The following is a 12,803-nucleotide window of genomic DNA, read 5'->3' as shown; positions in this document are numbered from 1 at the left end:
TAGCCACTCAAAAGGGGTGTCATTCTCCAGATCAAACGGGCATCTGCTCGATGACACGCCGCTTTGACCCCTAGGATTCCCCCTATCACCTCACCGGTCTCATTCGACAGGAACCCCATGAGCGACACTTCCCCCTACGGCTTCGAGCTTGTGCGGCGTGGGTACGACCGCGCTCAGGTGGACGAACGCATTTCCAAGCTCGTCTCCGACCGTGACAGCGCTCTCGCTCGTATCACTGCTCTGGAAAAGCGCATCGAGGAGCTCCACCTCGAGACGCAGAACGCCCAGGCGCAGGTGAACGACGCCGAGCCGTCGTACGCCGGCCTCGGCGCGCGCGTCGAGAAGATCCTCCGCCTCGCCGAGGAGGAGGCGAAGGACCTGCGCGAGGAGGCCCGGCGCGCCGCCGAGCAGCACCGCGAGCTCGCCGAGTCGGCGGCCCAGCAGGTGCGCAACGACGCAGAATCGTTCGCTGCGGAGCGCAAGGCGAAGGCCGAGGACGAGGGCGTCCGGATCGTCGAGAAGGCCAAGAGCGAGGCGGGCACGCTGCGCGCCGAGGCCCAGAAGGACGCTCAGTCGAAGCGTGAGGAGGCGGACGCCCTCTTCGAGGAGACCCGCGCCAAGGCCGCCCAGGCCGCCGCGGACTTCGAGACGAACCTGGCGAAGCGCCGCGAGCAGTCCGAGCGCGACCTGGCCTCGCGTCAGGCGAAGGCCGAGAAGCGTCTCGCGGAGATCGAGCACCGCGCGGAGCAGCTCCGCCTGGAGGCCGAGAAGCTGCGCACCGACGCCGAGCGCCGCGCCCGCCAGACGGTGGAGACCGCGCAGCGTCAGGCCGAGGACATCGTGGCCGACGCCAACGCCAAGGCCGACCGGATCCGCTCGGAATCGGAGCGCGAGCTCGCCGCGCTGACGAACCGCCGCGACTCCATCAACGCGCAGCTCACCAACGTGCGCGAGATGCTGGCGACGCTCACCGGTGCGGCCGTCGCCGCCGCGGGCGCGCCCGCGGAGGACGAGCCGATCTCGCGTGGGGTTCCCGCCCAGCAGACCCGCTGACCAACGACGGTCGGACACCGAAGCCCCCTTGCCGCTCCAGTGGCAGGGGGCTTTGTCCCGTTCTAGCGTTGCCGCATGATCGAGCTCGAGGGGCTGACCAAGCACTACGGCGAGACGGTGGCCGTCAACAACCTCACGTTCACCGTCAGACCGGGCATCGTCACGGGGTTCCTCGGCCCCAACGGTGCCGGCAAGTCCACGACGATGCGGATGATGCTCGGTCTCGACAACCCGTCAGCAGGCGACGTACGCATCGACGGGAAGCACTACGCGCAGTTGAAGGACCCGCTGCGGTACATCGGCGCGCTCCTCGATGCCAAGGCCATGCACGGCGGCCGCAGCGCCTACAACCACCTGCTGTGCCTGGCGCAGAGCAACGGCATCCCGCGCACCCGCGTCGTCGAGGTCCTCGACACGGTGGGTCTGACGCCCGTCGCCAGGAAGAAGGCGAAGGGCTTCTCGCTGGGCATGGGCCAGCGTCTCGGCATCGCGGGCGCGCTCCTCGGCGACCCGCGGATCCTGATGTTCGACGAGCCGGTCAACGGGCTCGACCCCGAGGGCATCCACTGGATCCGCAATCTGATGAAGTCGCTCGCCGCCCAGGGCCGTACGGTCTTCGTCTCCTCGCACCTGATGAGCGAGATGGCGCTGACCGCGGACCACCTCGTCGTCATCGGCCAGGGCCATCTCCTCGCCGACACCTCGATGTCCGACTTCATCCAGCAGAACTCCCGCTCGTACGTGCGGCTGCGCTCGCCGCAGCAGGAGCGACTCCTCGATGTGCTGCACGAGGCCGGGATCACCGTCGTGGAGGCGGGCAACGGAACGCTCGAGGTGGATGGCTGGAGCCCCGAGCAGCTCGGTGACCTCGCGGCCGCCCACCATCTCGCCCTGCATGAGCTGAGCCCTCAGCAGGCCTCGCTCGAGGAGGCGTTCATGCAGCTCACCGCGGAGTCGGTGGAGTACCACGCGCACACGGACGAGCTCGGGGTGCCACCGCCCACCCACCTGCCACCACCGACACAGCAGCAGGGCTGGGGCGAGGGCTGGGACCGTACGAAGAACAAGGGAGCCTGACCGATGGCCACGACCCAGGTTCTCCGGTCCGAGTGGACCAAGATCAGGTCCGTCGCTTCGACGGTGTGGACGCTCGGCCTCGCGGCCGTCCTGACGATCGCGCTCGGCGTGCTGATCTCGATCCTTTCGAGGAACGAGATCAAGAACATGAACCTGAAGGAGCGGCTGTCCTTCGACCCCACGTTCATCAGCTTCGCCGGGATGAGTCTCGGACAGCTCGCGATGATCGTCTTCGGTGTCCTCGTCGTCTCGAACGAGTACAGCACCGGGATGATCCGCACCTCGCTCGCCGCGGTCCCCCAGCGCGGCACGTTCCTGTTCAGCAAGGTCGCCGTGGCCACCGTCCTGGCGTTCGTCGTGGGCCTCGCCACGAGCTTCATCGCGTTCTTCCTCGGGCAGGCAATCCTCGGCGAGTACCGGGCACAGATCGGCGACCCGGGCGTCCTGCGCGCGGTCATCGGCGGCGGCCTCTACATGACGCTCATCGCCATGTTCTCGATGGGCGTCGCGTCGATGCTGCGCAGCCCGATGCTGTCGCTCGGCATCCTGATGCCGTTCTTCTTCCTGATCTCCAACATCCTGGGCAACGTCTCGGCGACGAAGAAGATCGGCCGGTATCTGCCCGACCAGGCCGGCAGCAAGATCATGCAGGTGGTGACGCCGATCGGCGACGACACCCCGTACGGGCCGTGGGGCGGACTCGGCATCATGGTGATCTGGGTGGTCCTGGCCCTGATCTTCGGATATGTGGTCCTCAAGAAGCGGGACGCGTAGGGGCCGCGGGCAGGCTCAGGCGCTTTGCCTCGCCTTGGCCGGAACCGTCAGCGCCCCGATATCCTCCTAACCCTTACGGGGGCGTGTGCCCCGATGTCCTGAACCTTTCGATGGGTGCGGAGAATGATCGAGGCAGTCGGCCTGACGAAGCGCTACGGCGCCAAGACAGCCGTGTACAACCTTTCCTTCCAGGTCCGGCCGGGCACGGTGACCGGCTTCCTGGGTCCGAACGGGTCCGGCAAGTCGACGACCATGCGCATGATCCTGGGTCTCGACCAGCCGACGACGGGCCAGGTGACGATCGGCGGCTACCCGTACCGCAAGCTCCCCAACGCCCCGCGCCAGGTCGGCGCGCTGCTCGACGCCAAGGCGGTGCACGGCGGCCGGCACGCCCGTAATCACCTGCTCTGCCTCGCGCAGCTGTCCGGCATCCCGGCCCGCCGCGTGGACGAGGTGCTCGGCGTCGTCGGCCTCCAGGACGTGGCGAAGAAGCGCTCCAAGGGCTTCTCGCTCGGCATGGGCCAGCGCCTCGGCATCGCGGCCGCGCTGCTCGGCGACCCGCAGGTGCTCCTCTTCGACGAGCCGGTCAACGGCCTCGACCCGGAGGGCATCCTCTGGGTCAGGAACCTGATGAAGTCGCTCGCCGCCGAGGGCCGCACCGTCTTCGTCTCCTCGCACCTGATGAGCGAGATGGCGCTGACCGCCGAGCACCTGATCGTCATCGGCCGCGGCCAGCTCCTCGCCGACATGAGCGTGCGGGACTTCATCTCGCACAACTCGGCCGACTTCGCGCGCGTACGGACCCCGGAGCCGCAGCAGCGCGAGAAGCTGACGGCGGCGCTGACCGAGGCGGGCGGCCAGGTGCTGCCCGAGCAGGACGGCGCGCTGCGCGTCATGGGCCTGCCGCTCCCCCGCATCAGCGACCTGGCGCACGGCGCCGACGTACGCCTGTGGGAGCTCTCGCCGCACCAGGCCTCGCTGGAGGAGGCGTACATGCGGATGACGCAGGGCGCCGTCGACTACCGCTCGAGCGTCGACCAGCGGGCCGGTCTTCAGCAGCAGCTCCCGCCGGGCGCGATGCCGCAGCAGCAGTTCCCCGCGCCCGGCCAGGGCCAGCCGGACTGGTACGCGCCGCCGCCGCCCCAGCAGGGCGGTCAGCCGTTCGCCCCGCCGCAGGCCGCGCCCGGCGGGCCGAACCCGTATGCCGCGCCGCCGCAGCCGCCTGCCGCGCCCGCGGCCCCCGCAGCCCCTGCCCCCGCCGACCTGAACAAGCCCGAGGACCCCCGATGACGACGCCGCCCCCGCAGCCGGCTCCGCAGGCCTACGCCCAGCAGAGCGCGCCCAACTGGCAGGGCGCGCCCGGCACTTCGTACACCTCGCCCATCCCGGTCACCCGCACGCACCTGGGGCACGCGCTCGCCTCGGAGTGGACGAAGATCAAGTCCGTGCGCTCCACGCTCTGGACGCTCGGCATCTTCCTGTTCCTGGTCCTCGGCGGCGGCCTGTTCGTCTCCGCGCAGACCGAGGACCTCAACTACCAGGACCTGCCGTTCACGTTCCCGGCCTTCATCGGGCTGCTGCTCGGCCAGATCTGCCTGATCACGCTGGGCGTCCTCGTGACGTCGTCGGAGTACGGCACCGGCATGATCCGCACGACGTTCACCGCGTCGCCGCAGCGCTACCGCGTCTTCGCCGCCAAGATCCTGGTGTTCTTCGCGGTCTCGTTCGTGGTCTCCGCGGGCTCCATCCTCCTGGTGGGCCTGCTCACGTCGTCGATGCACAGCGGCCCCGAGGCGGGCGACCTGAGCTGGGGCGGCACGGTCCTCAAGGGCGGGCTCTACGTGTCCCTGCTCGGCGTCCTCGGCCTTGCCGTGGGCTCCATGCTGCGTCACTCGGCGGGCGCGATCACCGCGATGCTCGGCATCGTGCTGCTGCCGTCGATCCTGCCGGTCTTCCTGATGATCTCGCGCAGCACGCGGACGCTCGGCGAGAAGATGCAGGAGTACAACGCCATCAACTCCCTCGCCAAGATCTTCGGCGCGGACGGCGGGAACACGGGCGGGTCCCAGGTGTGGCTGCTCGTCGGCGTCACGGCCGCGGCCGTGGTCGGCGCGTTCGCACTGCTCGAGCGGCGCGACGTATAGGGCCGGCAGACCTAGGGGGTGTCCGGCGGATCAGGGTCGACCCCGGCCGTGGTCCGCCGGACACCCCCTAGTAACGAGGCGCGTTCCTGGACCGCTGCACCCGCGTGGTGCGGCGGTCCTTCGCGTTCCAGCAGGCCTTGTGCCAGTGCCGGCGCTCGTCCACGCCCGAGTGCGCGGGCCAGGCCACCACGTGCGCGACCCCGGAGGGAATCTCCTGGTCGCAGCCGGGGCACCGGTACGTCTTGCCGGCGGCGCTCGCGCCCGCGACCTGGCGCACGCTCCACTCCTCGCCCTGCCAGCTCTCCGTACGCTCGGATCCGCCGTAGCGGCTGCCCTGTTCCTCGTCCGGTGCCGGGCTGGACGGTCGGCCGCCGCGACGGGGCGACGACTGGTTTCGGCGCGGGGACACCGGCTCTCCTCTAGGACTTGTACAGGTGCCTGCACGGGGACTGGGGCTCACGTCCAGCGTACGCGGACGCCTCCCGGGTACCCGCACAGAGTCACCCTCATGAGCTCTCCGGAAAATCTGCCAATCTCCATGGCAAGCCGTGCCCTTGGCACTTGTCAGCCGTTAATGCCTGTGGGGGAGTGCCGCGTCGGCGCCAAGAAAGGCAGGAGTGCGATGCGCGTAGGAACTTTTGTACTGGCGGCCCAGTTCCCCGGCCAGGGGCAGGGGGAGGCTCTGCACCGGGCGGTGCGGTCCGCCGAGGCGGCCGAGGAGGCCGGGCTCGACTCGGTCTGGCTGGCGGAGCACCACTTCGTGCCGTACGGCACCTGTCCGTCCGCGGTGACGCTCGCGGCGTTACTGCTCGGCCGCACCCGGCGCATCCGCGTCGGCACGGCGGTCAGCGTCCTGCCGACCGCCCACCCGGTCGCCCTCGGCGAGCAGGCCGCCCTGCTGCACGTGACGTCCGGCGGCCGCTTCTCGCTCGGCGTCGGCCGCGGCGGCCCCTGGGTGGACCTGGAGGTCTTCGGCTCGGGCGTCGAGGCGTACGAGGAAGGGTTCCCGGAGTCCCTGGACCTGCTGCTGCGCTGGCTGCGCGAGCCCCGCGTCGAGGCCGAGGGGGAACGGTTCGCCTTCCGCGAGGTCGCCGTGGTCCCGCGCCCCGACGAGGCGCTGAACTCCCCCGACGGCCCCGAGGTGGTGGTCGCCTGCACCTCACCGAAGAGCGTGCGCCTCGCGGCCGAGCGCGGCCTTCCGATGCTGCTCGGCATGCACGCCGGGGACGAGGAGAAGGCCGAGATGGTCTCCCTGTGGCGCACGCACGCGCGGGCCGCCGGCCGCAGCCCGGAGGAGATCCACACCGCGGCGCACGTCTCGGCCGGGGTGGCCCAGATCGGCGACCGAACGGCGCAGGCGCGGGAGACGCTCCTCAAGGCGATGCCCGGCTGGCTGAAACAGGGACTCGACGCCCATGTGACGGTGGACGGCCGCACGCGGTCCATGCGGGACCCGGTCGCGTACACGGAACTGCTGTGCGGGCTGCACCCGGTGGGGACTCCCGGGCAGTGCGCCGACCGGCTCGCGGCGACCTCGGAGCGCACGGGCATCACGCGCTTCGCGCTGCTCGTCGAGGGCTCCGGAGATCTCGCGGCCACCGAGGAGAACGTGCGCAGGCTGGGCGCCGAGGTACTCCCCCAGCTGCGCTGAGACGCGTCACCCCCGTGTGGCCCGTAGTCTGCCGCCCCGTACTTGTGCACCTCCCGCGCACGGAGCGGCAGACCATCCGATTCCGCCTTCAACCGGCTGTCAGCAGTCCCTGAGTTCCGGGGACTGGTTCAACAGCTGGTTGCGGGCCGAGGTGAAGCGGGCCAGCGTGCCGTCCACCGACGGGTCCTGTGGGAACACCGCCACACGGTGGCAGTTCTGGAAGGCCAGCCGTACACCGAAGTGCCGCTGCAGCGCGCCACGAATCGCGTCACTCGCGAGCGCACGCAGCAGCTGCCCACGTGCCTGCTCGTCCGGCGGAGGCGTCTGGTTGTCGGCGAAATCTCCGCCGTCGACCTTCAGCTGGGCCACCAGGGAGCTGATCATCTCCCATGCGTAAGGCAGGGAGGTCCGGACGCAGTCGACGAAGTCAGCTTCGTCGACCTCGCCTCGCTCGGCCTGTTCCAACAGTGCCGGTGAGACGTCGAGCGACATGGGTTCTCCTCTCGCACCCCCGCGGGGAGCGGGGGCTGACGGGCAGGTAAGGAGCGCGCGACGACGTACGACCACGAACACGCTGCGTACAGGCGTCGCGACCTCCCGCTTATACGGTAAGCAACCTGCGGGGCCCGCAACAGGGGATCGCAGGCATAGTCGGTTCACAACCGGCCAATAACGAACCGCGGCAAATCGGGGCGACCCGGGGGCACCGCGTAAGGGTGGTGGCGGGCGACGGGTGGGGGAATCGCGTGGACCACCGGTCGTCGAGTAGCGTTGCCGACCATGCGTCTCGTCATCGCCCGTTGCTCCGTGGACTACGCGGGCAGGCTCACAGCCCATCTCCCGTCGGCTCCCCGCCTGATCCTCGTGAAGGCGGACGGCAGCGTCTCGATCCACGCGGACGACAGGGCCTACAAACCCCTCAACTGGATGTCCCCGCCCTGCACCCTGAAGGAGGGCACGGGCGACGACAGCGGCATCTGGACCGTCATCAACAAGGCGGGCGAGAAACTCATCATCACGATGGAGGAAGTCCTCCACGACTCCTCGCACGAACTGGGCGTGGACCCCGGTCTCATCAAGGACGGCGTGGAAGCGCACCTCCAGGAGCTCCTCGCCGACAGGATCGACACGCTCGGCGAGGGCTACACGCTCATCCGCCGCGAGTACCCGACGGCGATCGGGCCCGTCGACATCCTGTGCCGGGACGGTGACGGCGCGACCGTGGCCATCGAGATCAAGCGGCGCGGCGAGATCGACGGCGTGGAGCAACTCACGCGCTATCTCGAGCTGTTGAACCGCGACCCGCACCTCGCCCCGGTGCGCGGCGTCTTCGCCGCCCAGGAGATCAAGCCGCAGGCCCGCGTCCTGGCCACGGACCGCGGCATCGGCTGCACGGTCCTGGACTACGACGCGCTGCGCGGCATCGAGGACGACAAGCTCCGCCTGTTCTGATCCGTCCGGCATGACTGAGGGCCGGGTTCACAGGAACCCGGCCCTCGGTCATGTGCTGCGTACGTGCGGCCGTCAGATCGTCGACGAGGCGGCCGGCCCGGTGGGCGAACCCGGCGCGCTGTCCGCCGGGCTGCTCATCACGGAGCTGCCGCTCGGCGCCGGACCGCTCGCCGAGTCCGAGGTGTCCGGGGTCGACGGCGTGCTGGTCGGCGGCTCGGACGACGGCGGCGGAGAGCTCGTCGGGGGCTTGGACGTCGGCGGCTTCGACGTCGGGGGCTTGGACGTGGGCGGCTTGGAGGACGGCGGCTTCGACGTGGTCGGCTTGTCCGACGGCTCGTCGGAGGGCTTGTCGCTCGGCTTGTCCGACGGCTTGCCGCTCTCGCCGGTCGACGGCCCGGTGCTGGGCGTCGGGTCGTCCGACGTGTTCGGGATGCCGTCCTTGCCCGCGTCGCCGGGCCGCTGCGTGGAGCCCGCGTCGCCGCCCTGGTCCGCCTGGTCGGCGCCGATGCCGCCGCCGTCCTCGCCCTGCGAGGCCGATGGGTTCACATTGACGCTGTCGGACGGGGTCTCGTTGTTCGACGTGGCGCCGAGCGTCACGACGGTGCCGAGGACGGCCGCGAGGAGCGCTCCGGCGCCCGCGGCCACGAGGTTGCGCCGCGTGCCGGTGACGACGGCCCGACGGGCCCCGTCGGGCTTGCCGCCGGGGCCGGGCCCGGCCTGCCGGGAGACCAGCGTGTCGGGTTCCGGGGGCGCAGCGGGCAGCGCGAACGCGGCCGGCACCCCGCCGGGGGGCGACGCCGACTCCTCGTAGCGCGCGGCGGGGACCTCTTCGCCCGCCGCCGTGCGCCCGCCGGGGAGCGCGCCGCCGGAGCGGTCAGCGACCAGGGCGAGGGCGCGGCGGCCCGCGATGGTGCCCCGCTTGTCGGCCAGCGCGCCGCGCAGGGCGATGGAGGCCTCCAGCTCGGCGCGGGCCCGGTCGAGCTGCCCGCCGAGCAGCGCGAGGATGCCCAACTCATGGTGGAAATAGGCCTCTTCGGCCACGTCGCCGGAGAGCCGCGCGGCCTCCTGGCCGGACCGCAGGCACCGCTCCCACACGGTCCAGCTGAGCCCGGCGGCGAACGCGGGCGCGGCGGTACGAGCGAGCAGCACCGCGACGCTGCCCTCCTCGTCCGGCCCGGCCGGCGTCGTACCGGGGACCAGTACGGTCAGTGCGGCGAGCAGCGCGTCGGCCTCGGCCGTGACCCGCTCGGGCCCGACCGAGGGATGCCCGGCCCACCACGCGTAGTGCTGCGCGGCGGTGTGCGCGTGGCCGCCGGTGTCGTCGGCGTATTCCGCGGTCGCCAGCTGGTCGTGCACGCCGGAGGCCAGGCGGTAGCGGCCGCCGACCGGTGTGACGAGGGCGCAGCCGACGAGTTCGGCGAGGGCCGCGTCGGCGTGGGTGTCGCCGACGAGTGCGGGCAGATGGGCCTGGTGCGGCACCTCGCCGCCGAGCGCGACCGCGAACCGCAGGGTGGCACGGGCCGACTCGCTGAGCCGGGACGCGAGCAGGGCCGCGGGCGCGGCGCCGTCGGCGAGCGAGGGCAGCGGCACGTCATGGCCGTCCTCGGCGTCGAAGGGCGCGTCCACGGGCGGGGCGCCGGGGCCTCCGAAGTAACCGAACTCGTCGAAGGCGTTCGGGTCGGCGCGCAGCTGGTCACGCTGGCGCAGGAGCGCGCCGGCCTGCACGAAGCGCAGCGGGAGCCCCTCCGACTCGAACCAGAGGTCGCCCGCCCAGTTCGCCTCCTCATCCGTGAGGACACGGCCGACGGACCGCTCCAGGAGTTCGAGCCCCCCGCTGCGGCCGAGGCCGCCGAGGAAGACCTCTTCGAGGTGCGAGTCGGCGGACGGCGCGGCGACGTCGGGTGTGGCCGCGACCAGGAAGGCGCACTCGGGCGTCGCTTCGAGGAGCTCGTCGAGCGCGGCGCCGCCGAACTCGAGGTCGTCGAGGACGACGACGGCGCCGATGTCGTGGACGAGTTCGAGCAGCAGGGCCCGGTCAGGGCGGTGCAGCGGCGCGTTGTAGACGGCCGCGAAGAGGTCGTACAGCAGGTCGTTCGACGAGCGGCGGTGTCCGGAGAGCCGGACGACGCCGTCGGGCGCGACGTCCGCGCAGTCCTCGGCGACGGTGTCGAGCAGCGCGGTGCGCCCGGAGCCCGAAGGTCCCGTGAGCCGCACGGAGCGCCCGCGCGCGAGGAGCCGCACGAGTCGCTCACGATCCTCCTGACGCTCCAGGAGCGGCAGTCGGGGCAGCGGGGGGCCGGCCGGCAGCGGCGGACGTGCGGCGCGGGCCATCTCGGCGCGTTCCGCCGGTGCGTACTTGACGGGCCGCCCCGGCCGCTCCCCCGGCGGGCACGGCTCGATCTCGCTGCCGTCGACGGGGTTGACGGTGAGCAGGAAGTCGCCGGACACGAGCTGGACGGTGCGGGCGAGCCCTTGTGAGGGCTGGCCGAAGTCAGGAGTGAGGGGATCCCTGGGCGGGCGCGGACGGCTCGCCTGGGTGTCGCTCTCGTCGTCGTGGTGGCCACGGTCCGCGCGGTCGTAGGGATCCCCGCCGTGCGGATCGTGCCCGAAGTCTTCCGGTCCCCGGTTCATCGGGTCCATGGTCAAAGCCCCCCAAAAGCGTGGTGTGCCGGTGCCCCTCCCGGCCTGTGCACACTGCGCTGTCGCTTCTGGTCCGGTGCCCGCGAGAGGGTCCGTCAATCCGCGGGCGACCGAACCCTAGACCTGGCTCAGTATCTCCGAACAGCCGGGGTACCGTGCCGTCCGAGACGTCACAGTCTCGTGAGGATTGTGGGCGCTGCATACCGGAACGCCCGATTCACACCCTGGGCAGCGATTCGACCCCGATGCCGCCCTCGATGGCGAGGATCCGGTGCAGCCGCGTCGCCACCAGGAGGCGCTGCATCTGGGGCGGCACACCCCGCAGTACGAGCCTGCGCCCGCAGCGTCCGGCCCGGCGGTGGGCGCCCATGATGACGCCGAGACCGGTCGCGTCCCACGAGTCCAGCTCTGACAGATCGAGCACCAGGTCGCCGACGCCGTCGTCGAGGGCCGTGTGCAGGACCGTACGGGCGTCCGCCGCACTGCGGACGTCGAGGCGGCCCCCGACGACCAGCTCGGCGTGGTCGCCCCTGATGTACATATGCGCTCCCCGAGAGTGCTTGTGTGCCGTGATTCCAGTGGTCTCTGTGTCGTACGGCGATCTGGGTATGTCACTGCAACTGACTGGCGCGGGGGCGCAGAAGTTGCCGTCTGTAAGCGAACCGATACCGAATTCACCCCGTGGGGTTACCCGCGGGGTGCCGAGAAATCAGTGCTTATAGAACCCCTGCCCGCTCTTGCGCCCGATGTCACCGGCGTCAACCATCCGGCGCATCAGCTCGGGCGGGGCGAACTTCTCGTCCTGGGTCTCGGTGTAGATGTTGCTGGTGGCGTGCAGCAGGATGTCGACGCCCGTGAGGTCGGCGGTGGCGAGCGGTCCCATCGCGTGGCCGAAGCCGAGCTTGCAGGCAATGTCGATGTCCTCGGCGGTGGCGACGCCCGACTCGTACAGCTTGGCGGCCTCGACGACGAGGGCCGAGATGAGCCGCGTGGTCACGAAGCCGGCGACGTCGCGGTTGACGACGATGCACGTCTTGCCGACCGACTCGGCGAACTCCCGCGTGGTGGCGAGCGTTTCGTCGCTCGTCTTGTAGCCGCGGACCAGCTCGCACAGCTGCATCATCGGGACCGGCGAGAAGAAGTGGGCGCCGACGACGCGCTCCGGGTGCTCCGTGACCGCCGCGATCTTGGTGATCGGGATGGCGGAGGTGTTCGAGGCGAGCACGGCGTCCTCGCGGACGATCTTGTCGAGCGCCCGGAAGATCTCGTGCTTGACCTCGAGCTTCTCGAAGACGGCCTCGACGACGATGTCGGCGTCGGCGACCGCGTCCAGATCGGTGGTCGTGGTGATGCGGGCGAGCGCGGCCCCGGCATCCTCGGCGGACAGCTTGCCCTTGCTCACGAACCTGTCGTACGAGGCCTTGATGCCGTCGGTACCACGGGCCAGGGCGGCGTCGGTGACGTCGCGCAGGACGACGTCCCAGCCCGCCTGCGCCGAGACCTGGGCGATTCCGGACCCCATGAGTCCGGCTCCGATGACGGCGAGCTTCCCTGCCACTGTGCGACTCCCCTTACCCGCTGACCGCGTACCACCTGCAACTGGCGGCTACCCGCTGTTCACGTTTCTCTCCGGCGGACATTAGTGCCAGTGAGGGGCCGTGGGGCGGCGAAGTAATGCGCGTCACGTCTCGAATGACGGACATCACACCGGCCGGCCCATCAGGCGTCGCGCGCGGCGTAGTTGAGCACCTGCTCGCCCAGAAGGCCCTCCATCTCGTCGAGCAGGCCGAGCGCTTCGCGGGACACCTCCCCCGCCGGCCTTGCCTTGATCATCTCGGCGGCGATGCGGGAAAGCGCACGCGCGTCAGCCCGGGCAGCCGTCTCGCCCTGCTGCTCGGATACGCGACGGCGCTCATGCTGTACGGGGTCCTGGTCGCCCTCGCCCTGGCGGCGCTCGCCGTGACGGTCGGCACACGTGGCTTCCGCAGGGCTGCCGCGTAACTACGCTGACC

General features: G+C 70.9%; 12 protein-coding genes and 1 pseudogene. 8 read left to right on the top strand and 5 right to left on the bottom strand.

Features of this window, described 5'->3' with window-relative positions:
- Positions 1–117 precede the first annotated feature (117 nt).
- The 5 genes from ACWIGU_RS30785 to ACWIGU_RS30765 all read left to right on the top strand — a co-directional run bounded on the left by ACWIGU_RS30785 (position 118) and on the right by ACWIGU_RS30765 (position 5,048).
- Positions 118–1,053, top strand: coding sequence for a coiled-coil domain-containing protein (locus ACWIGU_RS30785; protein WP_376258225.1), 936 nt, complete (start codon positions 118–120; stop codon positions 1,051–1,053).
- Positions 1,054–1,128: 75 nt separating this feature from the next.
- Positions 1,129–2,130 (top strand): ABC transporter ATP-binding protein, encoded by a 1,002-nt coding sequence (locus ACWIGU_RS30780; RefSeq protein WP_454404954.1) that lies wholly within the window; start codon positions 1,129–1,131, stop codon positions 2,128–2,130.
- 3 nt (positions 2,131–2,133) lie between these two features.
- Positions 2,134–2,904 (top strand): ABC transporter permease subunit, encoded by a 771-nt coding sequence (locus ACWIGU_RS30775; protein ID WP_454404953.1) that lies wholly within the window; start codon positions 2,134–2,136, stop codon positions 2,902–2,904.
- Positions 2,905–3,027: 123 nt separating this feature from the next.
- Complete coding sequence (locus ACWIGU_RS30770; protein ID WP_454404952.1) at positions 3,028–4,194, top strand: ABC transporter ATP-binding protein; 1,167 nt, start codon at positions 3,028–3,030, stop codon at positions 4,192–4,194.
- The gene (locus tag ACWIGU_RS30765; RefSeq protein WP_454404951.1) at positions 4,191–5,048 is read left to right on the top strand and encodes an ABC transporter permease; all 858 of its coding nucleotides are present in this window, start codon (positions 4,191–4,193) and stop codon (positions 5,046–5,048) included. The genes ACWIGU_RS30770 and ACWIGU_RS30765 overlap by 4 nt, the downstream gene beginning before the upstream one ends.
- A 67-nt stretch (positions 5,049–5,115) precedes the next feature.
- Here the strand turns inward: ACWIGU_RS30765 and ACWIGU_RS30760 are convergent, their stop codons facing one another.
- Positions 5,116–5,457: an ATP/GTP-binding protein gene (locus tag ACWIGU_RS30760; RefSeq protein ID WP_454404950.1), complete on the bottom strand. Its 342-nt coding sequence runs from the start codon at positions 5,455–5,457 to the stop codon at positions 5,116–5,118.
- A gap of 213 nt (positions 5,458–5,670) precedes the next feature.
- Here ACWIGU_RS30760 and ACWIGU_RS30755 point away from each other — a divergent pair, with 213 nt between their 5' ends.
- A complete protein-coding gene (locus tag ACWIGU_RS30755) occupies positions 5,671–6,699 on the top strand; it encodes an LLM class flavin-dependent oxidoreductase (RefSeq protein WP_454404949.1) in 1,029 nt (342 codons plus the stop codon).
- A 99-nt stretch (positions 6,700–6,798) separates the two neighbouring features.
- On the opposite strand, the gene ACWIGU_RS30750 is transcribed toward ACWIGU_RS30755, so the two are convergent.
- The gene (locus tag ACWIGU_RS30750; protein ID WP_100595840.1) at positions 6,799–7,191 is read right to left on the bottom strand and encodes an SCO5389 family protein; all 393 of its coding nucleotides are present in this window, start codon (positions 7,189–7,191) and stop codon (positions 6,799–6,801) included.
- A gap of 288 nt (positions 7,192–7,479) precedes the next feature.
- Here ACWIGU_RS30750 and nucS point away from each other — a divergent pair, with 288 nt between their 5' ends.
- The gene (gene nucS / locus ACWIGU_RS30745) at positions 7,480–8,151 is read left to right on the top strand and encodes an endonuclease NucS (RefSeq protein ID WP_199841896.1); all 672 of its coding nucleotides are present in this window, start codon (positions 7,480–7,482) and stop codon (positions 8,149–8,151) included.
- Between the two features lie 72 nt (positions 8,152–8,223).
- On the opposite strand, the gene ACWIGU_RS30740 is transcribed toward nucS, so the two are convergent.
- From ACWIGU_RS30740 to ACWIGU_RS30730, 3 genes are all read right to left on the bottom strand, one after another.
- Positions 8,224–10,791 carry an ATP-binding protein gene (locus tag ACWIGU_RS30740; RefSeq protein ID WP_454404948.1) on the bottom strand — a complete coding sequence of 856 codons (2,568 nt, stop codon included), beginning with the start codon at positions 10,789–10,791 and terminating at the stop codon, positions 8,224–8,226.
- Positions 10,792–11,008: 217 nt separating this feature from the next.
- Entirely contained in the window at positions 11,009–11,332 is a 324-nt protein-coding gene (locus ACWIGU_RS30735; protein ID WP_116509841.1) for an STAS domain-containing protein, read from the bottom strand.
- A 168-nt stretch (positions 11,333–11,500) separates the two neighbouring features.
- Entirely contained in the window at positions 11,501–12,349 is an 849-nt protein-coding gene (locus tag ACWIGU_RS30730) for a 3-hydroxyacyl-CoA dehydrogenase family protein (RefSeq protein ID WP_454404947.1), read from the bottom strand.
- Between the two features lie 335 nt (positions 12,350–12,684).
- Here ACWIGU_RS30730 and ACWIGU_RS30725 point away from each other — a divergent pair.
- Positions 12,685–12,792, top strand: a pseudogene (locus tag ACWIGU_RS30725) (ABC transporter permease); the annotation flags it as partial.
- Positions 12,793–12,803 lie beyond the last annotated feature (11 nt).

The sequence above is a fragment of the Streptomyces sp. NPDC055400 genome, assembly GCF_053644375.1.
This window is presented reverse-complemented; position numbering and strand designations above follow the sequence as displayed.